The 26,232-nt window shown below is 66.2% G+C and carries 27 protein-coding genes and 1 tRNA gene; 11 read left to right on the plus strand and 17 right to left on the minus strand.

Annotated features, from left to right (window positions below; all coding sequences use genetic code 11):
* Positions 1 to 74: 74 nt before the first annotated feature.
* Entirely contained in the window at positions 75 to 2,168 is a 2,094-nt protein-coding gene (locus tag BVE01S_RS03350; RefSeq protein WP_066624304.1) for a S46 family peptidase, read from the minus strand.
* Positions 2,169 to 2,380: 212 nt separating this feature from the next.
* Between BVE01S_RS03350 and BVE01S_RS03355 the strand changes: the two genes are divergently transcribed.
* From BVE01S_RS03355 to BVE01S_RS03365, 3 genes are read left to right on the plus strand one after another with little or no spacing between them, the layout of a single operon-like run.
* Positions 2,381 to 3,547, plus strand: a complete 1,167-nt coding sequence (locus BVE01S_RS03355) for an ABC transporter permease (RefSeq protein ID WP_066624305.1) — start codon at positions 2,381 to 2,383, stop codon at positions 3,545 to 3,547.
* Complete coding sequence (locus tag BVE01S_RS03360) at positions 3,544 to 4,299, plus strand: ABC transporter ATP-binding protein (protein ID WP_066624307.1); 756 nt, start codon at positions 3,544 to 3,546, stop codon at positions 4,297 to 4,299. Before BVE01S_RS03355 ends, BVE01S_RS03360 begins: the two co-directional genes overlap by 4 nt.
* 27 nt (positions 4,300 to 4,326) lie before the next feature.
* On the plus strand, positions 4,327 to 5,340 hold the full coding sequence (locus BVE01S_RS03365; protein WP_066624310.1) for an HlyD family secretion protein: 1,014 nt from the start codon (positions 4,327 to 4,329) through the stop codon (positions 5,338 to 5,340).
* A 52-nt stretch (positions 5,341 to 5,392) separates the two neighbouring features.
* On the opposite strand, the gene BVE01S_RS03370 is transcribed toward BVE01S_RS03365, so the two are convergent.
* Both BVE01S_RS03370 and BVE01S_RS16990 read right to left on the minus strand, forming a co-directional pair.
* The gene (locus BVE01S_RS03370) at positions 5,393 to 6,190 is read right to left on the minus strand and encodes a crotonase/enoyl-CoA hydratase family protein (protein WP_066624318.1); all 798 of its coding nucleotides are present in this window, start codon (positions 6,188 to 6,190) and stop codon (positions 5,393 to 5,395) included.
* A 116-nt stretch (positions 6,191 to 6,306) separates the two neighbouring features.
* A complete protein-coding gene (locus tag BVE01S_RS16990; protein ID WP_017505113.1) occupies positions 6,307 to 6,459 on the minus strand; it encodes a hypothetical protein in 153 nt (50 codons plus the stop codon).
* A gap of 156 nt (positions 6,460 to 6,615) precedes the next feature.
* Between BVE01S_RS16990 and BVE01S_RS03375 the strand changes: the two genes are divergently transcribed.
* Together BVE01S_RS03375 and BVE01S_RS03380 are read left to right on the plus strand one after the other, a co-directional pair.
* Positions 6,616 to 6,837, plus strand: a complete 222-nt coding sequence (locus BVE01S_RS03375) for a DUF1289 domain-containing protein (RefSeq protein WP_066624319.1) — start codon at positions 6,616 to 6,618, stop codon at positions 6,835 to 6,837.
* A gap of 75 nt (positions 6,838 to 6,912) precedes the next feature.
* A complete protein-coding gene (locus BVE01S_RS03380; protein ID WP_066624321.1) occupies positions 6,913 to 7,428 on the plus strand; it encodes a retropepsin-like aspartic protease family protein in 516 nt (171 codons plus the stop codon).
* A gap of 122 nt (positions 7,429 to 7,550) precedes the next feature.
* On the opposite strand, the gene pgsA is transcribed toward BVE01S_RS03380, so the two are convergent.
* The 8 genes from pgsA to BVE01S_RS03420 are packed head-to-tail and all read right to left on the minus strand — an operon-like array spanning position 7,551 to position 15,123.
* The gene (gene pgsA / locus BVE01S_RS03385) at positions 7,551 to 8,195 is read right to left on the minus strand and encodes a CDP-diacylglycerol--glycerol-3-phosphate 3-phosphatidyltransferase (protein WP_026108402.1); all 645 of its coding nucleotides are present in this window, start codon (positions 8,193 to 8,195) and stop codon (positions 7,551 to 7,553) included.
* A gap of 44 nt (positions 8,196 to 8,239) precedes the next feature.
* On the minus strand, positions 8,240 to 8,863 hold the full coding sequence (locus BVE01S_RS03390; RefSeq protein ID WP_055753092.1) for a carbonic anhydrase: 624 nt from the start codon (positions 8,861 to 8,863) through the stop codon (positions 8,240 to 8,242).
* 21 nt (positions 8,864 to 8,884) lie between these two features.
* Positions 8,885 to 10,765, minus strand: coding sequence for an excinuclease ABC subunit UvrC (gene uvrC / locus BVE01S_RS03395; RefSeq protein ID WP_066624322.1), 1,881 nt, complete (start codon positions 10,763 to 10,765; stop codon positions 8,885 to 8,887).
* A 16-nt stretch (positions 10,766 to 10,781) separates the two neighbouring features.
* A complete protein-coding gene (locus BVE01S_RS03400) occupies positions 10,782 to 11,228 on the minus strand; it encodes a DMT family transporter (protein WP_066624324.1) in 447 nt (148 codons plus the stop codon).
* A 31-nt stretch (positions 11,229 to 11,259) separates the two neighbouring features.
* Entirely contained in the window at positions 11,260 to 12,123 is an 864-nt protein-coding gene (locus BVE01S_RS03405; protein ID WP_066624326.1) for an alpha/beta hydrolase, read from the minus strand.
* Positions 12,124 to 12,183: 60 nt separating this feature from the next.
* Positions 12,184 to 12,654, minus strand: coding sequence for an NUDIX domain-containing protein (locus BVE01S_RS03410; protein WP_066624328.1), 471 nt, complete (start codon positions 12,652 to 12,654; stop codon positions 12,184 to 12,186).
* A gap of 46 nt (positions 12,655 to 12,700) precedes the next feature.
* Positions 12,701 to 13,849, minus strand: coding sequence for a hypothetical protein (locus BVE01S_RS03415; protein ID WP_066624329.1), 1,149 nt, complete (start codon positions 13,847 to 13,849; stop codon positions 12,701 to 12,703).
* Positions 13,849 to 15,123 carry a hypothetical protein gene (locus BVE01S_RS03420; RefSeq protein WP_066624331.1) on the minus strand — a complete coding sequence of 425 codons (1,275 nt, stop codon included), beginning with the start codon at positions 15,121 to 15,123 and terminating at the stop codon, positions 13,849 to 13,851. The genes BVE01S_RS03415 and BVE01S_RS03420 overlap by 1 nt, the downstream gene beginning before the upstream one ends.
* A gap of 272 nt (positions 15,124 to 15,395) precedes the next feature.
* On the opposite strand from BVE01S_RS03420, the gene BVE01S_RS03425 reads away from it, so the two are divergent.
* From BVE01S_RS03425 to BVE01S_RS03445, 5 genes are all read left to right on the plus strand, one after another.
* Positions 15,396 to 16,157, plus strand: coding sequence for an SDR family oxidoreductase (locus BVE01S_RS03425; RefSeq protein ID WP_066624334.1), 762 nt, complete (start codon positions 15,396 to 15,398; stop codon positions 16,155 to 16,157).
* A 3-nt stretch (positions 16,158 to 16,160) separates the two neighbouring features.
* Positions 16,161 to 16,559, plus strand: coding sequence for a dihydroneopterin aldolase (folB, locus tag BVE01S_RS03430; RefSeq protein WP_205678476.1), 399 nt, complete (start codon positions 16,161 to 16,163; stop codon positions 16,557 to 16,559).
* 257 nt (positions 16,560 to 16,816) lie between these two features.
* Positions 16,817 to 17,473, plus strand: coding sequence for a hypothetical protein (locus tag BVE01S_RS03435; RefSeq protein ID WP_066624337.1), 657 nt, complete (start codon positions 16,817 to 16,819; stop codon positions 17,471 to 17,473).
* Between the two features lie 10 nt (positions 17,474 to 17,483).
* Positions 17,484 to 17,867, plus strand: coding sequence for a hypothetical protein (locus tag BVE01S_RS03440; RefSeq protein ID WP_066624340.1), 384 nt, complete (start codon positions 17,484 to 17,486; stop codon positions 17,865 to 17,867).
* 78 nt (positions 17,868 to 17,945) lie between these two features.
* A complete protein-coding gene (locus BVE01S_RS03445; RefSeq protein ID WP_052689639.1) occupies positions 17,946 to 18,230 on the plus strand; it encodes a GNAT family N-acetyltransferase in 285 nt (94 codons plus the stop codon).
* 41 nt (positions 18,231 to 18,271) lie between these two features.
* Here BVE01S_RS03445 and BVE01S_RS03450 read toward each other — a convergent pair whose 3' ends face one another.
* From BVE01S_RS03450 to msrA, 6 genes are all read right to left on the minus strand, one after another.
* Positions 18,272 to 19,258, minus strand: a complete 987-nt coding sequence (locus tag BVE01S_RS03450) for an SDR family oxidoreductase (RefSeq protein ID WP_066624343.1) — start codon at positions 19,256 to 19,258, stop codon at positions 18,272 to 18,274.
* Positions 19,259 to 19,337: 79 nt separating this feature from the next.
* A complete protein-coding gene (locus BVE01S_RS03455) occupies positions 19,338 to 19,655 on the minus strand; it encodes a hypothetical protein (protein ID WP_066624345.1) in 318 nt (105 codons plus the stop codon).
* Positions 19,656 to 19,766: 111 nt separating this feature from the next.
* A complete protein-coding gene (gene mdoH, locus BVE01S_RS03460; protein ID WP_066624347.1) occupies positions 19,767 to 21,731 on the minus strand; it encodes a glucans biosynthesis glucosyltransferase MdoH in 1,965 nt (654 codons plus the stop codon).
* A 153-nt stretch (positions 21,732 to 21,884) separates the two neighbouring features.
* The gene (locus tag BVE01S_RS03465) at positions 21,885 to 23,732 is read right to left on the minus strand and encodes an acyltransferase family protein (RefSeq protein WP_240612061.1); all 1,848 of its coding nucleotides are present in this window, start codon (positions 23,730 to 23,732) and stop codon (positions 21,885 to 21,887) included.
* Positions 23,733 to 23,817: 85 nt separating this feature from the next.
* Positions 23,818 to 25,140, minus strand: coding sequence for a VOC family protein (locus BVE01S_RS03470; protein ID WP_084375260.1), 1,323 nt, complete (start codon positions 25,138 to 25,140; stop codon positions 23,818 to 23,820).
* A 71-nt stretch (positions 25,141 to 25,211) separates the two neighbouring features.
* On the minus strand, positions 25,212 to 25,862 hold the full coding sequence (msrA, locus tag BVE01S_RS03475; RefSeq protein ID WP_066624350.1) for a peptide-methionine (S)-S-oxide reductase MsrA: 651 nt from the start codon (positions 25,860 to 25,862) through the stop codon (positions 25,212 to 25,214).
* Positions 25,863 to 26,001: 139 nt separating this feature from the next.
* Between msrA and BVE01S_RS03480 the strand changes: the two genes are divergently transcribed.
* Positions 26,002 to 26,091: transfer RNA gene (locus BVE01S_RS03480), tRNA-Ser, on the plus strand.
* Positions 26,092 to 26,232 lie beyond the last annotated feature (141 nt).

Below are 26,232 nucleotides of genomic sequence, written 5' to 3' on the forward strand. Positions count from 1 at the left end.
TTGGTGAAGAGCCCCTCCACCGCTTCGCGGTCCCCCTCCCCGCGCAGCGGGGAGGAGACTTCTTCGTTGTCGTTCTAGCGACGCACGCCCAGTTCGCGCAGCAGGCGCGGCTGGTTGTAGACGTTGCGCAGGGCCTCGGTGATGGCGGCGGTCGAGACCGTCACCGTGCGGTTCAGCTCGGGGTCGTAACCGAAGCTGCCGCCCAGCGAGTGGATGTTGCCGTCGAAAGCGGCGCCGATGACTTCGCCCTTGGCGTTGATCACGGGCGAGCCCGAGTTGCCGCCGATGATGTCGTTGGTCGAGACGAAGTCATAGACGGTCGACTTGTTGACCTTGCCCTCGGCCGCCAGCCAGTCCTCGGCCGCGTTGAAGGGCTCGGCGCCGGTGTTGCGCTCATACAGGCCGCCGATCTGGGTGAAGGGTTCGACCGTCACGCCGCGATAGGTCCAGCCCTTCACCTGGCCGTAGGACAGGCGCAAGGAGAAGGTCGCGTCGGGGTACAGGTTGGTGCCGTAAACCGCGAACCGGGCCTGGGCGATCCTTTCGCCGGCGCGGCTGGTCGGGCCGGACACGGCCGATTCCCACTGGGTGCGCACGGCCTGGGCCGCATCGTCATTGGCCAGGACGAACTGGATCAGCGGATCGCCCGAGGCGGCCAGTTGCTCCGGCGTCATGGCCAAGGCTTGGGCGCGGAAGGCGGGATCGGCCAGTCGCGTGCCGTCGACCAGACGCTCCGCAATCTGCTCGGGGCTTTCCTTGCCCAGCAGCGCCTTCACATTCGCATTGTCGACCGTCAGATATTCGCGGGTCTTGGACAGCCAGAAGTCGAGATAGATCTTCTCAAGGTCGTTCGAGATCGGCGTCTCGGTCGCCAGGCGACGGCCCAGCGCGGCGATGTCGGCGTCCGAATAGCCGGCGCGACGCTCGGCGACGGGTTTGGCGCGTTCCTTGGAGGCGCGGACGATGGCCTTGGCGTAGCTGTACAGCGACGAGCGCTGACCGGCCGCCGATTCCAGCTGGCGATAGGGCAGATACAGGTCGCGCTGGGCGCTCGAGGCGCGTTCCAGATCGGCCCACGGATCGCCGATGCGCTGGGCCAGGGCCGGGTCGGCGGCGACGCGCTGGCGCAGCTCCTGCTCTTCGCGGCGCTTGGTGGCCATGAAGGCCGGGTCGGTCAGGGCGCCCTGCTGGCCGTAGTTGACCTTGAAGCCGTTCTCCAGGCCGAAGATCGGATCGACCGAGACGCGCTTGGCCTCTTCGCCGGTCGTCGAATATTCCAGCAGGCGACCGCGCAGTTCGGAGGTCTGGATCAGGCTGATGGGCAGTTGCTGGTCGCGCAGGGTTTCCAGCTGGGCCACGGTCAGCAGGCGCTGGGTCGAGCCGGGGTTGCCGGCGACGAAGGTGACGTCGCCTTCCTTGGGCGCATTGGCGTTCCAAGTCAGGTGGTTCGGCGTGGCGACCGGCTTGCCGTCTTCGTAGATGCGCAGGAAGCCGGCATCCAGGGCGTAGCGCGGGAAGTTGAAGTTGTCCGGGTCGCCGCCGAAGAAGGCCGCCTGGAACTCGGGCGCAAAGACCAGGCGCACGTCGTCATACTTGCGGAACTTGTAGAGCTTGTACTGTCCGCCGCGGTAGAAGCTGATGACCTGGCAGGTCAGCTTCTGGTCGTCGCCGCAGGTCTCCTTCTGGATCTTGTCGATCTCGGCGGCGCGGGCCTGGACGAAGGCGGCGCCCTCAAGACCGGCGCCGGCGCCGACGACCCGATCGGTGACGTCAGTGATGTCCGTCAGGATTTCGGCCGTCTGGCCGGGGCACTTCTTCTCTTCCTCGCGGGTGGCGGGCATCCAACCGTTCTTGACGTAGTCGTTCTGGGCCGTGGACAGGTCCTGAACGCACGAGACGACGCAGTGGTGGTTCGTCAGCACCAGGCCTTCGTTCGACACCAGCGAGGCCGAGCAGCCCTGCAGGCGGACAGCGGCGTTGCGCACGCGGTCCAGCCAGGCCTGGTCGATGTTGGTGCCGTACTTCTCGTTCACCGTGGCGATGGGGAAGTTGTCGAAGGTCCACATGCCCTCGTCGGCGCGCGCGGAGGTCGCGGGCGCCGACAGGACGGCGGTGGCGGCGCCGAGCGCGGCCAGCGAGGCGGTGAGACGAAGCGAGGGCAAGGACATGAAGGCGTGTTTCCCAGAGCGTGGGACGGCCTGTCCCATCTGTTATGTTGTAACTAGCGCCGACGAAGGGTGGGCGCCAAGAGGCTGGAAGGCCCTTAATCCCCTGATTTCGAACCCGCAACGATAAGGCTTCACAAGCCTTACCCCGATTTAACTTGGCGGTGAGAGGGCGCACGGTCAGATAGGCGCAAGTTCGGGGGAACCATCGGTTCATGTCGCTTGCATTATCAACCCTGCTCTACGAGTGGCGCCGCTATATGGCGGCCATCGTGGCGCTGGCCTTTTCCGGTCTGCTGGTCCTTGCACAGGTCGGCATGTTCATGGGCATCGGCAAGGCCTTCACGGCCCAGATCGACCGCGCCCGCGCCGACATCATGATCCTGAGCCCCGGCGCCACGGCCCTGTTCAACGGGGGGCCGTCGGGCGTGCCGCGCCGCATCATGCCGGTGGTTTATCAGCATCCCGAGGTGATCGCCGTTGCGGACCTGGATGGGTCGGGCGGGCGTTGGCAGAACATCGTCAAGGACAACAAGGGCGAAGCCGACAGCGCGCCGGGCGCCAAGAAGATGGAGTTTGTCAACGTCACCACCATCGACGCCTTGCCCGGCGCGGTAACGGTGCCGGTCGACTATTCCGATGATCTGGTGGAGGCGTTGCGTCAGCCCTACGCTGTGGCGGTGGACCAGACCGCCTTGGGTCGCCTGGGCGTCAAACTGGGTGATCAGGCCTCCTACAACGGCAAGACGGTCAAGGTCGCGGCCGTGACCCAGGGCTATCCTAATATGATGCAGGCGACGGTCGTCATGTCGCGCGACACCCTGCGGATGCTGGGCGAGGCCAACACCGGCGAGCGGGTCGGCCCCCTGATGGTGCAGATCAAGAACCCTGCCCGTGCGCCCATCGTCGTCGCCCAGCTCAACGCCATCGCGAACGGCCAGTTCAAGGCCTGGACCCGTCAGGACCTGGCCAAGGCCAATGAGGGGGCGATGATGAAGGAGAGCTTCATCGCCATCATGCTGGGCTTCTCGCTGTTCCTCGGCATTCTGATCGGGGTGGCCATCACTTGGCAGACCCTGCGCGGGGCCATCATGGCCAACATCAAGGAGTTCGCCTCGCTGCGGGCTCTGGGCGTGTCGATGGGTTCGCTGCGTCGGATCGTGCTGGAGCTCAGCTTCTGGGTCGGGATCGCGGGCGTTCTCGCGGCCTATGTCCTGACATGGCTGGTCAGCCTGCTGGCGGCCGGCACAGGCCTGACCATGTCCTTCCCCCCGACGATGGTGCTGATGGTTTCGGCCATGCTGGTGCTGATCGCCCTGGGCTCCGGCTTCCTGTCGCTGGGCGTCCTGAAGAAGAGCCAGCCTGCGGACCTGCTGCGATGAACAGTCATACGAAAGTCCAAGGCAAGCACGGCGACTTCGCCATCGAGGCCAAGGGCCTGGTCAAACGTTTCAAGACCGGCCGCAGCTGGGTCGAGGTGCTGAAGGGGGTCGATTTCGACGCGCGTCACGGCGACCTGACCATGGTCATGGGGCCGTCCGGTTCGGGCAAATCCACCCTGATCGCCAACCTGTCGGGCCTGCTTAAGCCGGAGGAGGGTCGGGTGGACATTTTGGACGTTGACGACCTGTGGAAATACGGCTCGGGCCGGATCGACAAGTTCCGCTTGGACCACTGCGGCTTCATCTTCCAAGGCTTCAACCTGTTCCCGTCGTTGACGGCGCTGCAGCAGGTCATGACGGTGCTGAAATACCAGGGCCTGTCGCCGTCCGAGGCGAAGAAGCGCGCCACCACGGCGCTGGAGGAGGTCGGCTTGGGCCATCGCCTGAACCAGCGCCCCAGCGCTCTGTCTGGCGGGGAGAAGCAGCGTGTCGCCATCGCCCGCGCCTTGGCCAAGAACCCGCAGATCCTGTTCGCCGACGAGCCGACCTCGGCCCTGGACGGCGAGAACGGTCAGGTCGTCATTCGCCTGCTGCGGCGCGCCGCCACCGAACACGGTGCCGCCGTCATCTGCGTCACCCACGACCCGCGCCTTGAGGCCTGGGCCGACCGGGTCATCCATATCGAGGACGGCAAAATCCTCGACGACCAACGCCGCACGCCCGATCCCGACGCCCAGCTGGCGTCCCACTAGACCTTCTTTCCAACGGACCGCATCGTCATGCCCGCCTTCCTGAAAAACAAATGGCTCTGGATCGGCCTGGTCCTGATCGTCCTGCTGGGCGTGGGCTTCGTCGCCTTCACCAAGGCCGGCGCGGCCAAGAAGGCCCAGGTCGAAAAAGAGTCGGCCCAGAAGATCGACAGCCCCTATGCCGCGATCGCCAACGGCAAGGCCGACGTCGAAGGCGGCGTGATCAAGGTCGCCGCCCGTCGCGGCGGCGACGTCCGCGAAGTCCTGGTCAACGAAGGCGACCGCGTCGTCGCTGGCCAGATTCTGGCCCGTCAGGAAGACGACGAGACGCGTCTAGCCGCCCAGAGCGCCGCCGCCGCCGTCGCCGAGGCGCGCGCGCAACTGGGCATGTCGCGGGTCGAATTGACCACGGCGCGCCGCGAATACGATCGTCTGTCTAAACTGGCGGCCGCCAACAACGTCGCCGCCCAGCGACTGGACCAGGCCCGCGACCAGATCGCCCAGGCCGAGGCGCGCATCGGGTCGCAGGACGCCGCCATCCAGACCGCCCAGTCGCGTCTGGCTGAGGCGCGCTACAACCAGGAACTGACCGTCATCCGCGCGCCGATGAACGGCCGCATCGCCCGCCGCTACGCCCAGCCCGGCGCCGGCGCCTCGACCCTGAACGTGACGGCCATGTTCGATCTGGAGCCGGACACCGCCCGTATCGTCCGCGCCGAGATCGTCGAGGCCGACATCCCCAACGTCGCCGTCGGCCAGGAGGTCGAACTGACCCCAGAGGGCGATCCGACGAAGATCACTGTCGGTCGTGTCTTGCGTCGCGCCGCCGTCTTCGGGGCTCGCCAGCTGCAGTCCGAGGACCCGTCGGCCCGCACGGACGAACGGGTGGTCGAGGTCGTGGTCTCCGCCGACAACACCCCGTTCCTGATCGGCCAGCGGGTGCTGGTGAAGTTCATGAAGCCGGGTCAGAAAGCCGGTGTCGCCCGACCGGTCCAGGCCGGCGTCGGCCCGGCGGCGGCCATGCGGCCCTCCGGCCAGAAGTAGGCCGTCCATCTAAGGTCGAAGGAAAGGGGCGCCGCGGCGCCCCTTTTCAGTTTCAGCGGCCGGTGAAGTCGCCCGGCCGCTTTTCCAGCACGGCGGCGACCCCTTCCTGATGGTCGTCGGTCAGGTGGGCCAGAGCCTGCATCGCCGCCGACATCTCCAGCATCTGGTCGAAGGTCGTGTCTCGGCCCTGACGCAGCAGGGTCTTGGCCATGCGCAGGGCCTGGGGCGGCTGGGCCGCGACCTGGGCGGCGACAGCCAGGGCCTCGTCCATCAGGTCGTCGTGCGCGACCACGCGGTTGACCAGCCCCCATTCGGCGGCCGTCGCGGCATCGATGGAGCGGGCGGTGAACAGCAGTTCGGCGGCGCGCGCATAGCCGATGTTGCGTGGCAGCAGCCAGGACCCGCCGTCGCCCGGGATGATGCCCAGCTTCAGGAAGGGCACGCCGAAACTGGCGCGGTCCGAGGCGATACGGATATCGCCCAGCCCTGCGATGTCGCAGCCCAGCCCCATCGCCGGCCCGTTGACGGCGGCGATCAGCGGAACCTCAAGCCCATACAGCGACCGCACGATCCGATGGACGACCCGGCGATAGCGTTCGCGGATGGCGGCGCCCGAGCCCTCGAACAGGTCGCGCTTGTCCCGCATCGCCGTCAGATCGCCGCCGGCCGAGAACGCCCGGCCGGCGCCGGTCAGGACCACGCAGCGGATCGACGGATCGGCGTTGACCCGCTCGCACGCCGCCGCGACCTCGTCGCCGTCGCCCATATCGGGCAGGGCGTTCAGCCGCGCCTCGCGATCCAGTGTCCAGATCAGGATCGCGCCCCGCTTCTCTTCCGTGATCAGGCCCATGCTTCGTCTCCGTCTTAAAGCCCGTCATCGACCGCGAACGCCGCGTCAGGCAAGTCCGGAATTGCAAAAGCCCCGGCGAGACCGGGGCTTCTTCAGGCTGAGGGCCGAGCGGGCCGTCAGCGTTTCTTGATCGTATAGGGTACGAAGTTGGACGGATGGCTGACCACCCGGCCCGAGTTCGACGGCATATGCCGACTGTTGACCAGCATCCCGCCCCAAAGGGCGAAGGACATCATGGCGTGTTGGAGGTTACGCTCCTTATCGTTCATCTTGGCGTCTCCTTTCGCAGAACGATGAAAAGAGACGCGTCGTACCAATGGGATTCCACCGTCAGTCGTTTCGCGTCATCAGCCGATATAAGACAGTTTCGTGAATTTGCAACTTTATTCGTCAGGAGTCGGAGTGATTTTCGCCACTGTGTCACAATGAGCGCGACGACCCCGAACCGGCCCGGACCGCCAAAGGCCATCGCCACGCCCTGCGTCATGGTGTGCGCGGTCGATGGCGAGAGCGGCCTGTGCCTCGGCTGTTTTCGCACCCTGAAGGAGATCGCCGGCTGGCGGGCGCTGAGCGACGCCGAGCGCGCGATGGTCATGGCCGACCTGCCGTCGCGCCGTAGTCAGGTGGATCCGGCCAAGCTGGGCTAGCGCGGTTAGCGGCTTAAGCTTTCGTCAGCCACGTCGTTTCACCCCATCCAAACGCCGCGCCTCTAAGACAGAGGCATGGTTCGCATCGATACCCAGTCTGTCGTCGTCCTCGGCTTCGCTCTCATGGCGTCGTTCGGCACGGCTCTGACGATCCGCCATCTGGAAGGCGACGGCATGGCCCAGGCGGCGACGCCCGTGGCCGAGGCGGCGGTGGGCGCCTCCGGCACCGACGCCCAGGTGGTGAAGGGCGCGGACGGCCACTACTGGGCCGAGGCCAATATCGACGGCAAGGCGGTGCGGGTGCTGGTGGATACGGGCGCCAGCGTGGTCGCCCTGACGCGCGCCGACGCCCTGAGACTAGGCGTCGATCCCGAACCCGAAGCCTTCACCGGCAAGGTCCAGACCGCATCGGGGGTCGTGCGTGCCGCGCCGGTTCAGCTGAAGACGATCTCGGTCGCAGGCGCGCGGGTGGACCGGGTCGAGGCCCTGGTGGTGGAGCAGGGGCTGGAATACTCCCTGCTGGGCATGAGCTATCTGGGCCGGCTTTCCGCCTTTTCCGCCACACCGGCCGGGCTGACGTTGCGGCCCTAGAGCGAAATCGGTTGAGTTGGACGCAGTCCAACTCGGCTCAGATTTCGCTCCAGCATCAATCTGGAGCCTGATTCACGGCATCAGCGGAATCGCGAAGCGATTCCTCCTCGTCCGATCAGGCTCTAGAGGTCGCGCATCTGGCGACGGGCTTCGCTGAAATACTGCCAGCCGGTCCACAGGGTGATGATGGCGGCGAACCAGATCAGGAAGATGGCGAAGGATTCGAACGCCGGCTGCCAGGCCAGCGGCGATCCGTCGTCGTTCTGCAGGCCCAGGGCGCCCCACAGCAGGGTCAGCTGAAGCGCGGCGAGCGCCACCATCTGCACCGTAGTCTTCCATTTGGCGGCCAGGGTGACCGGCAGTTCGATGCGGCCAGCCATCGTCTCGCGCAGGGCTGAAACCGCGAATTCCCGGAACAGGATCAGGCCGCAGGGCAGGGCGATGCCGGGCAGCGAACCCGAGGCCAGGACGCCCAGGATGGCGCCGGTCACCAGCACCTTGTCGGCGATGGGATCGAGAATGGCGCCCCAGCGCGTGGTCGCGTTCCAGCGCCGGGCGAGGTAGCCGTCGACCCAGTCGGTCGAGGCGGCGATGACGAAGATCCAGAAGGCCCAGACGCTGAACCGCCCCTGGGTTTCCGGCGACAGCCAGGCCTCAAGCGCGCCCGGCGCCGCCCCGGCCATCATGGCGAACATCACCACCCCGGCCGCCAGGCGCAGCCCGGTCAGGATGTTGGGGATGGGGTTGGCGCGGTGGGCGGAGGTCATTGTCATGTCCGTTGCAACGCGCCGGGTGTGGCACGGTTCGCCGCTCAATCCAACGGTTCGAACCGGGGCTTGTCGGTGAGGGCCGTAAGCGCGCCCTCGGCGATGCCGAAATGCAGGCCGCTGAGCTGAAGCTCGCCCTTGGCTTCGCGCTCGGCGATCCAGGGGAAGGTGCGCAGGTTCCGGATCGACAGCCGCACGATGGCCTCTTCGGCCGCGCGCTCCAGTTGGTCGGGGGCGACGGTTTCGGCGACATGCTGGACGACGGGCGCGCCTTGGGCGATCCAGGGGGCGACGAAGTCGGCGACGATTTCAGGGGCGCCGTTGATCATGGCGTTGACCCCGCCGCAGTGGGCGTGGCCCATGACCACGATCCGCTTGACGCCCAGCACCTTGACCCCGAACTCCAGCGCCGCCGACACGCCGTGCAGCTTGCCGTCCGGCTCGTAGGGCGGGACCAGATTGGCGACGTTGCGCACGACGAACAGCTCGCCCGGCTTGGCGTCGAAGATCAGGGCCGGATCGGCGCGGCTGTCGGAACAGGCCACGATCAGGGTGTGCGGCTTCTGGCCCTTGGTCGCCAGGGTCTCGTACTCGGCGCGGGCCGTCGGCCAGTGCTCGGCGCGGAAGCGGCGATAGCCGGCGGTCAGTTCGTCTTCGATGTCGCTCATGGTCGGTGTCTTAGCTCCGGCTCAGCTTTTACGGAAGAAGGCGTGGATGCGTTCGGCGAGGGGTTGGTTGATGCCGTCGACCTTGACCAGATCGGCCAGGGAGGCGCGGCTGACGCCCTTGGCCGAGCCGAAGGCGTGCAGCAAGGCCTTCTTGCGGCCGGGGCCGACGCCTTCGATCTCATCCAGCGGATTCTTCTTGATGTCCATCGAGCGGCGCTTGGCGTGGGCGCCGTTGGCGAAGCGGTGGGCCTCGTCGCGCAGCCGCTGCAGATAGTAGAGGGCCGGCGACTTCAGCGGCAGCATGAAGGGGGCCTTGCCGGGCATGAAGAACTTCTCCATGCCGGCGTCGCGATCCGGGCCCTTGGCCACGCCGACGACGGTGATGTCGTCCAGCCCGCCCAGATCGGCCATGACCGCCAGCACCTCGGCCAACTGTCCCGCGCCGCCGTCGATCAGCAGCAGGTCGGGGCGGACGACATCTTCGCCCTTGGCCTCGCCTTCTTCTTCATCCTTGATCAGGCGCGAGAAGCGACGACGCATCACCTCGCGCATCATGCCGTAGTCGTCGCCGGGCGTCAGATCCTCGCCCCGGATGTTGAACTTGCGATACTGCGACTTCTGGAAGCCGTCGGGTCCGGCGACGACCATGCCGCCGACCGCATTGGTCCCTTGGATATGGGCGTTGTCATAGATCTCGATCCGCTCGGGTCGGCTCTCCAGGCCGAAGGCCTCGCAAACCTCGTCCAGAATCTTGCCCTGCGCCGAGCTTTCGGCCAGGCGGCGGCCCAGGGCCTCGCGCGCATTGGTCAGGGCGTGGTCGACCAAGGCCAGCTTCTCGCCGCGCATCGGACGGACGATCTCGACCTTGCGGTCCGCCTTCATCGAGAAGGCCTCTTCCAGCAGCTCCAGCTCGTGCGGGCGCACGTTGGACAGGATCAGGCGCGGGATCGGCTTGTCCTCGTAGAACTGGCCCAGGAAGGCGGCCAGAATCTCAGGATCGGTGTCGGTCTTGTCCACGCGCGGGAAATAGGCGCGGCCGCCCCAGTTCTGGCCGGCGCGATAGAAGAAGACCTGGACGCAGGCCTGTCCGCCGTCGGAATGCAGAGCGAAGACGTCGCCTTCGGCCACGCTGTCGGCGCTGACCGAGTTCTCCATCGCAATGGCCGACAGGGCGCGGATGCGGTCGCGCACGCGGGCGGCCTGTTCGAAGTCCATCTCGTCGGACGCCGCCTGCATCTCCTTGGACAGGCGGCCGATGACGGCGCGCGACTTGCCGCGCAGGAACTGTTCGGCCTCGGTGACCAGTTCGCCGTAGTCGTCCAAGCTGATCAGGCCGGTGCACGGGGCCGAGCAGCGCTTGATCTGATGCAGCATGCAGGGGCGGGTGCGGGTCTCATAGACGCTGTCGGAACAGGACCGCAGCAGGAAGGCCTTCTGCAGGGTGTTCAGCGTGCGGTTGACCGCCCAGGTCGAGGCGAAGGGGCCGAAATAGTCGCCGGGAGTCGTGTGGGCGCCGCGATGCTTCCTGACCTGGGGCGCGCGGTGATCGCGGCGGATCATCAGTTCGGCGAAGGACTTGTCGTCGCGCAGCACCACGTTGAAGCGGGGCTTCAGCTTCTTGATGAAGTTGGATTCCAGCAGCAGGGCTTCGGTCTCGGTGGCGGTGACCACCAGCTCCATCGACCGGGTCTGCGACACCATCAGGCCGATGCGCTGGGTGTGAAAACGCCCTTGCGCATACTGGATGATACGCTTCTTCAGCGACTTGGCCTTGCCGACGTACAGGCACGACCCGTCCTCGCCGTACATGCGATAGACGCCCGGCTTGTCCGGCGCCCGGCGCGCCTCGTCGGCGATCAAGGCGGCGGCTTTCAGTTGGGAATCAGGCGTCTCCTCGGTCATCGCGCCCGATATAGGGTCAAGAGCGCCGGACCAGAAGGACGCCGGCCAGAACAAGCCCCACGCCGGCGACGCGGCCGATGTTCAACGGCTGGCGCGGCACGCCCAGCGCCCCGAAATGATCCAGCGCCAGGCTGAGCAGCAGCTGGCCGCCGACCATCAGGGTGATGGTCATGGCCACGCCCAGGCGCGGCACGCCCCAGGCGGCGGCGACCACGAAACAGGCGCCGTAGGCCCCGCCCAGCCAAGCGTACCAGGGCAGGGCCCGCGTCGCGGCCATGTCCGGCCGGGTGTGCAGGATGGCCGCCAATATCCCCAGCACCGTGGTGCCGACCGCAAAGGAGATGAAGGCGGCGTTGACCGGCGAGGCCACGGCGGTCGCCAGCTTGGCGTTGGTCGGGGCCTGAAGCGCGGTGGCGCCGCCGGCCAGGATGACGACGAGGATGGCGAGCAGGGACGGGTTCATGGCCCTTGGCTAGCATGGCGCTCGCCGATTGCTACCCCCGGATGAAGCGGGCGGCGCGTTCCCCTTCCGGATCGCCGGCGACGCCGAAGTCGCGCTTGATGGTCATGTGGCTGTCGTCCGGCGCGGCGATGACCTCGGCGCGTCCCCCGACCCGGATCAAGGCCTCAGCCAGGCCGCGACTCTGTGCTGTCGAATCCTGGCGGCGGGCGACGTGGAAGATGAGGAAGGGCGGATAGACCACGCCCGGGCGGATAAGCAGAGTAGGCGACAAGGCGGCGGCCTGATCACCAAAGGCCTGATCATACGTTCGGCCCAGCCACTGATCGACCGGGCCGGTCCCGCGTGGCGCCGTGGCGTCATAGCCGGCCCCGTCCAACAGGATCACCCCCGCCAGATCCGAGGGCCTCAGCCCGACTGCGCCGAGATAGTCGGGGTCGATTCCCACCAACGCGGCCAGATGGGCCCCGGCCGAATGGCCCAGCAGATAGACCGGCCGTCCGGGCAGGCGGCGCTTCAGATCGGCGACAGCGGCGGCGACATCCAGAGCCGACTCGCGCGCGCTGACGGCGGGAGCCAGCCGATAGCTGGTCGAGGCCAGAGTAAAGCCGTGGCGCTGAGCGTAGTCAGGCAGGGCGGCGACATTGGTCCGTTCGCCCCTTGACCAGCCGCCGCCGTGCACGAACATCAGGATCGGTCCCGTCCCTCTGTCCGCATAGAGATCGTAGGCCTGAAGCGGGTCGGGACCGAAGGTGAAGGTATGGGCGGGCGCGACAACCGGGCCGGAGGGCGCCATGCGACGCTGTCGACGATCGCTGCGGGTTTGGGCGAGGGCGTGGGCGGGGAGGGTGGCGCTGATGGCCAGGCCGATAAGGGCCAGGCGACGCGAGAGAGGCATGGTGCGATCCTTCCGAACAGGCTTGACCGTTCTACAACGGAGCGAGGCGCGATTTCCGTCTCACCAGTCCGGCTCGGGCGGGGCGCCGTCGAAGATCTCGGCCAGACGCGCGCGACAGCCCCGATTCACGTCGTCCGGGAGGGCGGGGGGCGAGAACCAGCCGATCTCGGCGATCTCGCCGTGGCTGGTGCGCTGGCCCACATCGAAGGCGTCGATGCGGAAGACGGCGACGTGATCGCCGGGAAAGAACCGCTCGTTGGAATGGATCGAGATCAGGCGCGGCGCCCCGCGCGCGACCAGACCGGCCTCTTCGCGCAGTTCGCGCACCACGGCGGCGTGCGTCGTCTCGCCCCGATCCACCCCGCCGCCCGGCAACCACCAGCCCTTGAGATAGGTGTGCCGCACCATCAGCACCCGCCCCTGCTCATCCACCGCCACCGCCCGCACGCCCAACGTCTTGCCCCGCGTCAGCCGCGACCAGACGAAGAAGAGGGGACGGGTGAAGGGCTCGACGTGGGTGCGCCAGGTCATGCGGTCATTTCATTCTCTAGCCTTGGTAACGCGCCGGATGAGCAGGCTAGAGCAGCTTAGGCGGCCGATCGCCTGGAAACGTGTCGCCACTACCAACAGCGCTTACTCCCGTGAGGTCTGGTTCTGACGCGACGGAAGGCTTTGAGCTCGCGGCGGCAGGTCGAGACTCGAAGTCAGAACTGAATAGCGCCGTCCGTTTGGCGCCAACGAAATCCGCAAATACGCCCAAGACCGATTTGGCTTCCACGCTCAACGTGGTCAGCTCTGCCCGGGATCGTGCGTGGGCTTTCCCCTCAAGTTCCCGCGCTGCGGGAAACAGCATCTGCGAGTTTTCGTCTTTTGCGAAAAACTCAGCAATTATCTCGGCTCGAAGTCCTGCGAACATCTCGTCAATCGCGTCACCCGTCTGCCGAGCGATGACCTTTCCGTTTTTTACGCCGTTTGCGATCACGTCGAGAACCGTATTGATGCTGGACTTGACGCGGCCGTCACCCACGTCGCCATACGTTACCCCAGCATAGAGCAGCCTGTGACGACCGGTTTTTTCTTCAAAAGCCAGTCGTTCTGACGCCGCATCCAGCGCCATGCATGCCAAAGAGGCAGCGAAATATGCACCCCTTAGGGCCTGCTCTCGGTGCTGGGGCCTTGTGGCTGCTCGCTCAGCGAAAAACCGAAACGCACTTATAGCTTTATTGAATGCCGGGTAGGGCGGCAAACTAACCACAGCAGACTTGGCGTTAGCGATTTGCTTCAACCAGTCACCATCCTGCTTATGAGACGAAAACTGCTGAATGTTAGCTATCAGTTCTTCTAAACTCAGCCGGTCCGGCTGGTTTTCAACAGGACGTCGAATGTAAGAGGCGGGTAGCAAAGTAACTTTCTGCTGCTGAGCGAAGCGGGTGACCTTGGGGCTAGCATCAGTCGTAGCGACAAAGGCCCGATCACATCCGAGCGCCAACTGCATCCCCCGGACCCAGAGGATGCGTTCAAACGCCTTCGGAGACTTCTTGTCTTTAACATCTACCAAACCGCGAGTGCGGGTGCCAGCACCTTGCCGCCCGTAAAGCCACACGTCGACGTCCGTGACCTCTTCATCCTCGAATTTGAGGGACACACTGCGAACGGCGATAAAGCCCTGTCGGGCAAAATACGCCCGTGCCAGTTCTTCGAGACCCGCACCTTTTGGCTGAGCCATCAGCCTCCACTCCTTAAGCGATCAAGCGTATCGTGAATGAAGCGCTTATCAGCAATCTCATTTCTCAAACGCACCTCTGTCCTCGCTGTGTGAGGGCCCTTGAACGCACGGGCAGGGGACCCATCCATCAGGACGGCCTCCTGCGCAGCAGCACCGCCGCGTATGATGGTCAGCGCGAGTTCGCCGACGTCCTTCTTAAGCAGGCGCATGGTGTAACGGCCATAGCTCTTTTGAGTCACTTCGACGACTTGGCGCGCTTCAAGTTCACGATAATCCTCACCGATGGCTCGGACGCCTCCTGCCCTGGCGGCCAGTTCATCACCCCTAACCAAGGCCCGGATTAGTGCCTCGGGCATGGTAATCTGACCACGCGTATAGGTGCTCCGGGACTGCCCGTAGGTGAGCGACGCAATTAGCGCCTTCGCATCGTCGATTGGATCTTCCTCAAAGGGGCGGCCATACTTCTGGAAGTCGTTTGGGGAAGCGACATAGCCAACGGACTCGGTGCTGTTGCTAACTTCCATCCGGTCAAATAGCCCGACGCTCACCAATCTATTATAGAGTTCTTTTCCGAGCATTCTCTCGACATCCGCATCATACAATGCCCCATGTCGAGTAAGCTTTTCCTGAACCTCAGTTAGGCGAACGCGCTCATCCGCTTTGAGCTGCTCCAAAACCCGATGCGCTTTTTCTGCATATTTGCCGTCACGGAATGTGTGCGAGTTGAACAGAATGCCCTGACCATGCTGCCCTTCCTCGTCGATCAGTGCAGTCTTTTTTGACAGATCGACGAGCGAGGACGCGTCAGCTTTGACCAGCTTGTGAGTATCAGAGATATACTCTTCGGCTTCGGCGCGCTTTAGTGGCCTGCCGGACACCCGCTCTGATAGGTCGATGATTGCTTGTTCGTCCGAGCTAGGATTCTGGTCGTCAAAAATCTCAGCCGTGGCCTCTAACACTGCTTGCGTAGTGGCCCCTAAAACAGCGACAGCTCCGTCTTTTGCGACGTCGATCCGGCCAGCGTCATGGAGGACTTGGAGTCCGATGATCCGGTCGGATTTCTCAATGCCGTTCAACTTGCATGTGGTCTCAATGGTCTGCTTGCTGATGGTAAACGTCGTCTGGTCATCGGCCTGGCGCCGCAGGAGGTTGTAGAGCCTGCCAATCTTCCCGGAATGGCTGACATTCTCTAACCGAGTAGCGCCAGCGCCGGCATACCCGCTCAAATTTTTGGATTGTGCTAGAAGCCAAGCGCCCTTCGTCTTCTTCTCCAAAGGCCACCTCCCCGTGTGATTGTTTTTTATGCACGTAGAGGATATGAGAAGAAAAGTCAGCCCCTGGCCGGCTTTAGAAGGCGACCTCTGATGACGTCGTCCATTCGTAAGAAGCGGATTTGTCCTGGCTCTTCAACCCGTCCCCGCTTGAACCCCGCCCCATCCCGCTCTAAGCCAAGACTGACAACAGGAGCATTCCATGCTGGCTCTCGGCATCATCTTCGGCTTCATCGCCGTTCTGGCGGCGTTCAACGTGTTCGAGTTCGGTCGGGTTGACTGAGGCGGCTGCTCGCTCTGAGAGGGGCGTCGCCCTGGTCACGGGCGGGGCGCGGCGGATCGGGCGGGCGATCTGTCTGAAACTGGCCCAGGCCGGGTTCGACGTGGCGATCCATCATCATGCGTCGGGCGACGACGCCCGGACCCTGGCCGACGAGATCGCGGGCCTGGGACGACGCGCGTGCCTGTTGCAGGCGGACCTGACGGACGAGGCCAGGGTGCGGGCGCTGATCCCCGCGGCGGTCGAGGCGCTGGGGCCGGTCAGCGTGCTGGTCAACAACGCCTCGGTGTTCGAGGACGACCGGATCGGCGCCCTGACGCGCGACAGCTGGGACCTGCATCTCGACACCAATCTGAGGGCGCCGATCGTGCTGGCCGAGGCGTTCGCGGCGCAAGCCGTGGAGGGGGCCATCGTCAATCTGCTGGACCAGAAGGTGCTGAAGCCGGATCCGCGCTTCTTCTCCTACAGCCTGTCGCGCAACGGCCTGTGGTGGGCGACCCAGACCCTGGCCCAGGCTTTGGCGCCGGGCATCCGTGTGAATGGGGTGGGGCCGGGGCCGACCCTGCCCTCCATCCACCAGACCCCCGAAGAGTTCGCCGCCGAGGCGCGCGCCACCCTGCTGGAAACGCCCGGCAGCCCCGAGGCGGTGGCCGAGGCGGTGCGGTGGCTGATTGACGCCCGGCTGGTCACGGGCCAGATGATCGCCGTCGACGGGGGCCAGCACTTGGCCTGGCGCACCCCCGACATCCAGGAGTAGCGCGTGGTTTCCTCTCCTCTGGCGACGCCGGTTCCGGCGGACGATCCGCTGCGTTTCGAGCGGCTGAGCGTGTTCGTGCGCGGGCTGGAGGTCGAGGCCGGGATCGGGGTCTATGACCACGAGCAGGGGCGGCTGCAACGGCTGGTGATCGATGTGACGCTGGAGCTGGCGCCGCGCCCCATCGAGCGTCTGGGCGACACCATCAACTATGAGACCGTGGCCGACGCCGCGCGCGCCATCGCCGCAGAGGGGCATGTGGGGCTGGTCGAGACCTTCGCCGAACGGCTGGCGCGGGCGTGCCTGGAGGACGACCGGGTGCAGCGGGCCACGGTGCGGATCGAAAAGCCGGGCGCCCTGGCGGCGGTGGCGGCGCCAGGCTGCGAGATCGTGCTGGGGCGGTAGTCTTCAGCTTTCTTTCGTCATCCTCCGGCGAGCGTAGCGAGACCGGGGGACCCAGCGGCGCGCGAGAGCGCGAACCTGTCGCGAAAGCATGCGCTTTAACATCGTGCGGTGGCAAGATCGCCTTCGGCGCCGCTGGGTCCCCCGGTTCCGCTTCGCGGCCCGGAGGATGACGAAAGCTAGGTTGCGTCCGAACGGCCCGACCGCCATTGTCGTCGGCAGATTCCAGCCGGGCGTCCGGCGTGACAGAAGCGTTGTTCATGGCCGAACCCGGCGATCCGAAAGACCCAGCAGCGCCCCGCGATCACGACCACGATCATGACGCCGAGGTCGGCTTCGTCTCGCCTGCGTCGCTGGCGGGCCGTGCGCGTGAGCGTCAGCCGGAGCCGTTTACCGCCGAGGAGCGCGAACCAGACCTGTTCGACCCGCCCGAGCCGGGGCCTTTCGACCGGTCTGGCCCGACGACCCGGCCGACGGCGCCGTTTCCGCCCCGCTCCGAGCCGACGCCTGTCGAGGCCGAGCCGGCGCCGGGCGTGCGCGCGGTGCGCGAGCGTCTGACGGCCGAGGCCGCGCCGCGCCGTGAAGGGCCGATCATGCCGATGCGGCTGTATGCGATCTATGTGCTGATCCTATTGGCGGTGCCGACGCTGGGCGTGTCCTGCCTGGTGGCGCTGCTGGCGGTGATGCGGCGCGACGGGGCGACGGATCCGCTGGAGCACAGCCATGCCATCTATCAGCAGCGCACCATCGTGGGCGCCGTCGGGGCGGCGGTCGTCGGTGCCCTTCTGATCGTGGTCAACATCGGCGTGCTGGTGCTGTTTGCCCTAGCGATCTGGGTTCTGGCGCGCGGCGCGTTCGGGGTGCTGAAACTGAAGAGCGGGCAGGCCGTTCCTCACCCCCGCAGCCTGTTGTTCTGAAGGACCGACGATGACGAATGAACCCAATTTCATCGCCGGACAGCCGTCCGAGGGCAAGGTCGGGGCGCTGATCGCCTGGGCCCTGTTCATCCTGTCGATCCCCAGCGCCAATGTGCTGGTTCTGGTCGGGCTGGTGGTGTCCTATGTGACGCGCGGGACGGCGACGGGCGTGGCACGCCAGCATACCGAGGCGCAAATCCGGCTGTTCTGGTCGGTCTTCTGGTGGACCATCGCGGCTTGGGTTGGGGTGTTCGTCAGCATCCCGCTGATGGCGGTCGGCATCGGCTTCGTCACCATTTTCGTCTTCGGCTTGGCGCTGCTGGTGCTGTCGATCTGGTTCACGATCAAGAGCGTGATCGGCCTGCTGAACCTGCTGAACGACAAGCCGATCTGAGCGTCGATCTGACGGCCCATCCGGAACTGGCGGAACGTCCCGACGGCCTTGGCGGTTGATCTGTCAAAGGAGAACCCGATGGGACAGTTCAAGGACGTCGAAGGCGATAACCGGTTCGAACAGGCGTTCGACGACGACAAGGGCGCGGGCTTGGTCTGGGCCGACTATGCCGTGAAGGGCGATGCGCGGATCATCTTGCATGTCGAGGCCGAGCCGTCGCTGCGCGGATCAGGCGCGGCGGGGCGGTTCATGCAGTCGCTGGCCGACCATGCGCGCCAGACGGGGCTGAAGCTGTTTCCGCGCTGCAGCTACGCCGTCGCCTGGCACAAGCGGCACCCAGATTACGACGACGTGCTAGCCTAGGCGATGCCGCCGCCCTGCGACCGCAGGGCGGCGGATTCGGTTCAGCCGCCGGCGTAACCGCCAATGATCGGCAGGATCTCGCCGGTGATGAAGCTGGACATCTGGGGCGAGGCCAAGAAGACGTAGGCGGGCGCGATCTCCTCGGGCTGGGCCGGGCGTTTCATCACCGTGTCGGCACCAAACTTCGAGGTCGCCTCGGCATCCTTGTCGGCGGGGTTCAGCGGGGTCCAGACCGGGCCGGGCGCGACGACGTTCACGCGAATGCCGCGCGGCGCCAGATGCGTGCCCAGCGAACGCGCATAGGCGTGGATGCCGCCCTTGGTCAGCGAATAGTCCAGCAGATCCTTATTGCCCATCAGCCCGGTGACCGAGCCGGTCATGACGATGGCGCCGCCGGCCTTCATGTGCGGAACCGCCGCCTTGGTCATGTTGAAATAGCCGTAGAGGTTGGTCTTCAGGGTGCGGTCGAAATGCTCGTACGTCAGGTCCTCGAAGGCGGGGACGTGCTCCTGGAAGGCGGCGTTCGGGACCAGGACGTCCAGCCGGCCGAAGGCGTCGAGCGTGGCCTTGACCGCCATCTCGGCGAAGGCGGGATCGGAGACATCGCCCTTCAGCACGACCGCGCGGCGACCCTCGGCCTCGACGGCGGCCTTGGTGGTTTCGGCGTCGGCGTCCTCGTCCAAATGGCAGATGACGACATCGCAGCCCTCGCGCGCAAACAGGACGGCGACCGAGCGGCCGATGCCGGAATCGGCGCCGGTGATCAGGGCGGCCAACCCGTCCAGCTTGCCCGAACCCTTCCAGAAGGGCGCATCATAGAGGGGCGCGGGATCCAGCGCGGCCTCGTCGCCGGGCTTGGTCTGATGCTGTTTCGGGAAGGGCGGTTCGGGGTAGGGGCGGGCGCCGGCCTGCATCGCGCCGGATGGTTTGTCATCGCCCGACGCCTTGTCCTTGGCGTCGATGTCGCGCTGGATAGCGCGTTCCTGATCGGCGATGTCTTCGGCGCGCGCGTGGGTCCGGTCGTCCATGGATGTCGTCTCCTGAAGATGGGGGTTTTCAGGAAAGCGGACGGGCAGGCGGGTCGTTCCGACGGCCCAGCTTCGGTTTTCAGCCGACGCGGTGGACGATGGTCTTGATGGTCTCGGCCCTGGTCGGCAGATCGGCGGCGAGGCGCGAGGCGATCTCGCGCGCGCCAACCGGATAGGCGTCGCCGCCGTCCGCGATGGCCTTGGCCTTGGCGGCGGCTTCGAGCAACAGCTTTTCCAGACCTTCGATCTCTTCCAGCGCCAGGGCATGGGCTTCGAGCTGGAGGCGTTTGACGCGATCGGCGGTGGTTTCAGGCGCTTTCATCAGGTCGTAGATCTCGGCCTCGGCCGCGACGAGCCGCAGGTCAGGCTTGGCGTCGGAACCGGTGGATTTGGCCATGGAATCACGTCTCCCGCAAACGACAGGAGCCTAGGTTGAGGCCGATCGAGATTGACGTCGAGCGTTGCTGTAACGGTTGTGGCGGCACTGTGGCCGCCACGCATCGGTCGATTACCGCTCGGGCGCGCGGGCTGGGACCATGGCAGGCGCAGCGACGGGGGCCAAGACGCCGCCGGCGACCGCACGCAGCGGCGAGCGCGGCGTGTGCAGGACGGCCGGCGAAACGCTGACGCCGTCCTGAACCGGGGTGACCAGATAGCCCTTGGCCGCCAGCTTGTCGCCCGAGCGGACGCGCGAGGTCCAGACGGTGATCGGCGCGGCCAGCAGCAGCGGCAGGACGATCGGGGCGAACCAGGTGGCTAGGTCGGGACGAACGGCCAGCGGGATCAGGAAGCCGACGCCGGCGATCATCTGCCAGCGCATGGCGCGGAAGGCGTCCGCCCAGGCCAGGCCGTCGGCCTCGCGCTGCTGGGTCGACCAGCCGGTGTCGTGGCCCGAGACGATCTGGATGAAGGCCTTGGTGTTGGCGACCATCAGGATGGGGGCCAGGATGGCCGACAGGGCGATCTCGGCCGCCATGCCCTTGGCGATGGCGCGACGGCCGCCGAAGGCGCGCAGCTCGGCCGGACGGCTGAGGACCAGGGCGGCGCCCATGAACTTGGGCCCGATCAGCAGCACGCCGGACAGGAAGGAGGCCAGCATGAAGGGCGTGAACTGGGGGTTCAGGATGTAGAAGAAGCTGGTCCAGTCGACCGGATAGAACATCTGGATGAACAGGCCGACCATCAGCGACGCCAGCCACAGGGGCGACGACAGATAGGCCATGCAGCCCATCAGCAGCTGCAGGCGGCTCATCGGCGACAGCCCCTTGGCCGTGATCAGGCCCAGGTGCTGGAGGTTGCCCTGGAACCAGCGGTGGTCGCGGCGGATGAAGTCGGTGATTGACGGCGGGGTCTCTTCCCACGATCCGTCCAGCGAGGCGGTGACGTGGACGGCCCAGCCGGCGCGGCGCATCAGGGCGGCCTCGACGACGTCATGGCTCATGATGTGACCGCTGAAGGGCTTCCTGCCCTTCAGGTGCGGCAGGCCGCAGCAGGCGGCGAAGGCGCGCGTGCGGATGATGGCGTTGTGGCCCCAGTAGCTGGATTCCGAACCGGTCCAGTAGGCCAGGCCGGCGGCGGCGACGCGACCGTACAGGCGCACCGAATACTGCGACACGCGCGCGAAGATGGTGCGGGCCTTAATGATGACCGGGGCAGTCTGGATCAGGCCGACGCCGGGATTACGCTCCATGGCGTCGACCATGCGCAGCAGGGTCTCGCCGGCCATGGTGCTGTCGGCGTCCAGGACGATCATGTTTTCATAGGCGCCGCCGAAACGGCGGACCCATTCGGCCAGGTTGCCGGCCTTGCGCTCGGCATTGTCGGTGCGGCGACGGTAGAAGGCCTTGGAGTTGGCGGCCATACGGAACGCCTGGAACACCGAACGCTCGGCGGCGGCGGCGTCTTCCTTGGTCGAATCGCTGAGCACGAAGATGTCGAAGGCCGATGAGGCGCCCAGACGCGCCAGGCAGGAATCGATCTGGGACAGGCGCGCGAAGGACGAACGGGCGTCCTCGTTGTACAGCGGCATCAGCAAGGCCGTGCGGGTGCGCGGCATCGGCGGATGCGGCGAGAAGGCGAGGTCCGCCTGATCCTTGCCGCGCAGCATGACGAACAGGCCCATCAGGCCGCTGACGAACCAGCAGGAGATGGCGGTGATGAGGACCATGAACAGGCTGAAGGCCAGGATCTCGGTGCCGTCCCAACCCTTGCGGGCATAGAGGTAGAAGGGCGTGATGGCCGACAGGCCGGTTAGGACGATGGTGCCGGCCAGCAGGGCCAGGCGTCGCGTCGCGACCGTGCGCGGCGAGGTCGCGGGCGTCACGTCGGCGACGGCGTCGGGCGCGGACATGGACTGAACCGGCATGGCCAGCGGCGCCTCGTCGGGCAGCCACGACCAGCTAGGCGTTTGCGCGCCGTGGATCGTCGTCTCGATTTCAGCCTGTTCGACAGGCCGGATCGCCAGCTTGTTCATGCCGCTCTGGACGCCCCCGAGTGAACCGGATGTCGTCCCGAGGGCTGGGGACGACGCGGAGTGCTGCACTGCAACACGACCTGCATAATCGATCACATTCGCGCGATTTTCAATCACGCAATGTTGATGAAACCAAAAAATGTGGGGGTGAAGTCAGGCCGGGACGTCGAACGGGGCGGCAGCCGGGCGACCGTGCGGCGACTCCGTGGCGACCGACAGCAGTTTACGGTCCAGTACCCAGGCTGCAACCCCAACCCAGCAGACCAGGACAATGGCGTAGAGCCGCTCCCACCAGCCGACGTTGGCGTCATTGACCGTGCCCGGGAAGACGAGGTGCTTGGTCAGGACCGTCAGGATCGCCATGACGACGAAGGTGACGGCGAGGAAGAGCTTCAGGCGCGGCAGGTCGCGGCGTTTGGCCAGGCCCCACAGCAGCAGCATCGGCGCCAGCTGAATGCCCAGGGCCAGGTTGATGACCATGTGGCGCGGATCGGGCCAGGGCCACAGGGTGGAGGCCGACATGCCGCCGCCGGCCAGGATGAAGACGATGGCGATGACCCAGGCCGCAACCCGCGCGCCCGTCAGGGCGTAGATGGCCAGGCCGAAGCCGATTCCCGCCAGCCCGGCCATGACGCCGGCGACGAAGACCCCGCCGTTGAAGATGATCGGCGCCTTGGCCGTCGCCCCGCCCAGTTCGCTCAGATACTGGGTCGCATTGTTGAAGCCGGGATAGGCCAGGATAGCCACGGCGACCACCGTCAGGGCCAGAAGCGGCGCGGCGACGCCGACGCCCAGCAGACGACGACGGCGGTGATAGCGAACCTGCGGCCTCAGCAGAGCCTGAAGGTCCAGCGGCCAGGGCCGGTCGTCTAAGGGCTTCAGCCCCCACAAGGGGCGAATGGCCGGGATGCGCCTCACGACCTCATAGATCGCCAGGCTGCCGACGAAGGTGATGGCGATCAGGGACAGCAGTTCGACCGGCGCCGGCAGGTTCGCCGGGCGGATGATCCAGACGGCCGCGACCAGCACCGTCTGGTGCGCGAGATAGAGGGGGAAGGTGGCCTGGGTCAGATAGCTGAGTGCAGGGCCGCCTCGGTCGCGCAGATGGCGATAGCCGAAGCCCAGGATGGCGACGATCACCGCCCACTGGTCGATGGCGTAAACGGCGGCCTTGGGCACGCCCCAGAAGGCCCGCGCGCCGGGATGCCAGACCTGGACCATCAGGATCGGCAGGGCGACGGCCGCCAGGGTCAGGGCGATCCAGCGATACCGCTCCATCGTGCGCCACAGGCTCTCGCGGCCGACGATGCTGAAGCCGAACAGGAAGGCGACCAGCGAAAGGGCGTGGTTGTACCAGTCATTGTGCAGGGTGTTGGTCAGGCCGAACCAGGGGAAGAGCAGCCACCGGATGGCGAACAGATAGAGGATCGGCACGATCAGCAGGCGCGGGCCTGTCAGCGCTTTTTCCAGCCCGTTCCCCAGCCGATCGACTAGGCCGGGCTGGCGCCACAGGACGACGGCGACCAGGCTGTAGACGGCGATATAGACGATGAACCACAGATGGTTGACCGGCACGCCGTCGGCGAGGCCGCTCCAGCCGAACTCATGACCCAGCCAGGCGACGAAGCCGGCGACGCCGCCGGGCCAGCCGCCTTTGTCCATCGACTCGATCCAGGACTGGATCGGCACCAGAACCAGGGCGCCGAAGATCAGGGGCGGGACCAGCCGCTCGAACCGGGCGCGAGCGACCTCGCGCGGGGTGCGCCGGAAGGTCATGAACCGCAGCGCGGCGCCCGACACCAGAAACAGCAGGGTCAGTCGCCAGGGATTGGTGACCAGGATCGCCTCACGCATCCACTCGAAGGTGTGGGCGCTGTGGATGTGCCAGTCATAGACCCCGTAAACCAGGCCCACATGATACAGGATCAGCAGGCCGAAGGCGCCGACCCGGATCCAGTCGAGATCATAACGGCGCTGGGTCGGGGAAGCGGACGGGTTCACGGCCGCGTCTATGATCCGCGTCTGCGCATCAGGCAAGACGCCGGATGGACGCGGGCGCCGCCAGCCCCGCATACCGGCGAACGGACTAGACCATCTCCGTCAGGCCCAAGGCCTTAAGCGTCGCCGTGATCGAGGCGTCCTGTTCGGCGCGGTAAAGGGCCATCTCGTCTTGGACGGGGCGACCCAGCGCCTGTTCGAAATCGGCCTTGGCGGGATCGACGGCGTAGGCGGTTTCGCGGGCCTCCGAGCCCAGGTTGGACTGGAAGATGCCGGCGGCGCTGACGGGCAGGAAGTCTTCGTAGGTGATGGGTTCGGCGACGACGTGGCCCGCCGCGATCAGGGCGTCCAGATCGGCGGTCTCGGCGCGGGCGGCGAGCCCCTCAGACGTCGCGCGATAACGGAACCAGGCCAGGTCTGCGCGGCGCAGGGCGTCCCAATCGTCGGGCAGGGCGGAGAAGTCCTTCTTCGCCAGGGCCTCGTCATACAGGGCGCGACCGGCCGGGGTCAGGGCGCAGCCGCGCTGTTCGATCTCGCCGAAGCGGGCGGTGTGGGCGCCCGCCGTGGGGCCGTCGGGGCCGGGGAAGGTGATCGCCTCCCGCAACGCCTTGAAGCTGGTCTGGCGCAGCAGGATCGGACAGGCGCGGGCGGGCGGACCCTCGATGGTTTCCTTCGGCGCGATGCCGCGTGCGGGCATGGCCGCCTGGGCCGCGTCGATATCCAGCGTGCGTGGCGTCAGGTGGTTGATGTGCGGACCCTTGAAGCTGACCACGTCGGCGATCAGTCGGTGGGCGGCGACCAGCCGTTCGTAGGTTTCGGCGCTGACCGTCGCCTGGGCGTGCCAGCGGAAGGTCTCTAGCAGTTCGGACACGAAACGATCGGCCTGAGCCTCGTCCAGACCGCCGGCGGCCTGCGCCGTCTCGATCAGCTCACGCGCGCCGGGGGTGAAGATGTCGCGGCGAGCCAGGGTCTCGGCCGCCTCCGCGCGCAAGGCGTCGTCCTCGATCAACTCCAGCCGCAGCAGCGAGGTGAAGACCCGGAACGGATTGCGCGCCAAGGCCGCCGGATCGATGGGACGGAAGGCGGTCGAATGGACCGGCACCCCGGCCGGCGCCAGGTTGTAATAGCTGACCGGCTCCATCCCCATCACCGCAAAGGCGCGCGCGATCGTGGCCAGTTCATCGGCCGTGCCGACGCGGATGGCGCCGTGGCGCTCCTCTGACAGACGCGCCAGTTCGCCGGACGCCGCCAGCCGGTCCGCGCCGGCGGCATCGGCCTTCAACGTCTGCGCATTGATGTCCGCCACCAGCGTCAGCAGGTCGCCGTATTGCGGCACTTCGGCCCGGTACATGGCGGACAGGGCGGCCGAAAACCGGCTGCGGATCTCGTCAGGATGGACGAAGGCGGACATGAGCGCTCCCATTTTTCGCCGATCCATAGGCCGACTGGCCGCCGGTTGAAACCCGGCGGCCGTCGCATGGGTCAGGCGTCGATGCCGACCCCGATGGGGCAGACCACGCCGGTCCCGCCGATGCCGCAGTATCCAGCCGGGTTCTTGGCCAGATAGCCTTGGTGATAACCCTCGGCGTAGAAATAGTCGCCCGCCGGCTCGATCTCGGTGGTGATCGTCCCGCGCCCGGCCTGGGTCAGGGCGGCCTGATAGGCGTCGCGAGAGGCTTCGGCCTCGGCCTGCTGCTCGGCGTTCAGCGTGTAGATGGCCGAGCGATAGGTGGTGCCGATGTCGTTGCCTTGGCGCATGCCTTGGGTCGGGTCGTGGTTCTCCCAGAAGGTCTTCAGCAGTTCGGCATAGGTGATGACGCTCGGGTCGAACACGACCTTGACCACCTCGGTATGACCCGTCCGGCCGGTGCAGGTCTCTTCATAGGTCGGGTTGGGCGTAATCCCGCCGGAATAGCCGGCCGAGGTCACCCAGACGCCCGGCAACTGCCAGAAGATGCGCTCCACGCCCCAGAAACAGCCCATGCCGAAGATGGCGGTCTGGAAACCGTTGGGATAGGGCCCCTTCAGCGGGTTGCCGCTGACATAGTGGTTCACATCGGTGTCCAGCGGCTCGGCGCGGCCGGGCAGGGCCGTCTCGGGCTTGGGCATTTCGGCAGTCTTCTTGAACAGCATTTGCGGCTCCCTCATCGGAAAATGACGTTGAAGTCCATATGGGGATGCGAGAGGCGCTTGCCGAGGGGGCGAGGGTGTTCTATCAGGCCCGCCTCCCGCCGGATCGACCTCCGGCGGCGCGCAAGACGCAGCGTGAAACGGACAGGTGGCGGAGTGGTCGATCGCGCACGCTTGGAAAGCGTGTGTAGGTGAAAGCCTACCGAGGGTTCGAATCCCTCTCTGTCCGCCACACACTTTCACCGAGTGGTCTCTTAGCTTGCGGCGTTCGCTGAAGTCGCGACGGGGCGCCGTTGCAAACCTGCCTGATCTAGGCAATCCACCCGTTCGTCGCATCACTTAGCCCTTCTGATCCTGAACTCCCGGGACAGCG

Origin of the sequence: Brevundimonas vesicularis NBRC 12165, from assembly GCF_001592205.1 — a bacterium.
Lineage (GTDB): Bacteria > Pseudomonadota > Alphaproteobacteria > Caulobacterales > Caulobacteraceae > Brevundimonas > Brevundimonas vesicularis.

Bases quoted from the DNA above. Each gene is read 5' to 3' on its own strand.
- BVE01S_RS03350 (WP_066624304.1), bottom strand. From the start codon at position 2,168: ATGTCCTTGCCCTCGCTTCGTCTCACCGCCTCGCTGGCCGCGCTCGGC.
- BVE01S_RS03355 (WP_066624305.1), top strand. From the start codon at position 2,381: ATGTCGCTTGCATTATCAACCCTGCTCTACGAGTGGCGCCGCTATATG.
- BVE01S_RS03360 (WP_066624307.1), top strand. From the start codon at position 3,544: ATGAACAGTCATACGAAAGTCCAAGGCAAGCACGGCGACTTCGCCATC.
- BVE01S_RS03365 (WP_066624310.1), top strand. From the start codon at position 4,327: ATGCCCGCCTTCCTGAAAAACAAATGGCTCTGGATCGGCCTGGTCCTG.
- BVE01S_RS03370 (WP_066624318.1), bottom strand. From the start codon at position 6,190: ATGGGCCTGATCACGGAAGAGAAGCGGGGCGCGATCCTGATCTGGACA.
- BVE01S_RS16990 (WP_017505113.1), bottom strand. From the start codon at position 6,459: ATGAACGATAAGGAGCGTAACCTCCAACACGCCATGATGTCCTTCGCC.
- BVE01S_RS03375 (WP_066624319.1), top strand. From the start codon at position 6,616: ATGAGCGCGACGACCCCGAACCGGCCCGGACCGCCAAAGGCCATCGCC.
- BVE01S_RS03380 (WP_066624321.1), top strand. From the start codon at position 6,913: ATGGTTCGCATCGATACCCAGTCTGTCGTCGTCCTCGGCTTCGCTCTC.
- pgsA (WP_026108402.1), bottom strand. From the start codon at position 8,195: ATGACCTCCGCCCACCGCGCCAACCCCATCCCCAACATCCTGACCGGG.
- BVE01S_RS03390 (WP_055753092.1), bottom strand. From the start codon at position 8,863: ATGAGCGACATCGAAGACGAACTGACCGCCGGCTATCGCCGCTTCCGC.
- uvrC (WP_066624322.1), bottom strand. From the start codon at position 10,765: ATGACCGAGGAGACGCCTGATTCCCAACTGAAAGCCGCCGCCTTGATC.
- BVE01S_RS03400 (WP_066624324.1), bottom strand. From the start codon at position 11,228: ATGAACCCGTCCCTGCTCGCCATCCTCGTCGTCATCCTGGCCGGCGGC.
- BVE01S_RS03405 (WP_066624326.1), bottom strand. From the start codon at position 12,123: ATGCCTCTCTCGCGTCGCCTGGCCCTTATCGGCCTGGCCATCAGCGCC.
- BVE01S_RS03410 (WP_066624328.1), bottom strand. From the start codon at position 12,654: ATGACCTGGCGCACCCACGTCGAGCCCTTCACCCGTCCCCTCTTCTTC.
- BVE01S_RS03415 (WP_066624329.1), bottom strand. From the start codon at position 13,849: ATGGCTCAGCCAAAAGGTGCGGGTCTCGAAGAACTGGCACGGGCGTAT.
- BVE01S_RS03435 (WP_066624337.1), top strand. From the start codon at position 16,817: ATGGCCGAACCCGGCGATCCGAAAGACCCAGCAGCGCCCCGCGATCAC.
- BVE01S_RS03440 (WP_066624340.1), top strand. From the start codon at position 17,484: ATGACGAATGAACCCAATTTCATCGCCGGACAGCCGTCCGAGGGCAAG.
- BVE01S_RS03445 (WP_052689639.1), top strand. From the start codon at position 17,946: ATGGGACAGTTCAAGGACGTCGAAGGCGATAACCGGTTCGAACAGGCG.
- BVE01S_RS03450 (WP_066624343.1), bottom strand. From the start codon at position 19,258: ATGGACGACCGGACCCACGCGCGCGCCGAAGACATCGCCGATCAGGAA.
- BVE01S_RS03455 (WP_066624345.1), bottom strand. From the start codon at position 19,655: ATGGCCAAATCCACCGGTTCCGACGCCAAGCCTGACCTGCGGCTCGTC.
- mdoH (WP_066624347.1), bottom strand. From the start codon at position 21,731: ATGAACAAGCTGGCGATCCGGCCTGTCGAACAGGCTGAAATCGAGACG.
- BVE01S_RS03470 (WP_084375260.1), bottom strand. From the start codon at position 25,140: ATGTCCGCCTTCGTCCATCCTGACGAGATCCGCAGCCGGTTTTCGGCC.
- msrA (WP_066624350.1), bottom strand. From the start codon at position 25,862: ATGCTGTTCAAGAAGACTGCCGAAATGCCCAAGCCCGAGACGGCCCTG.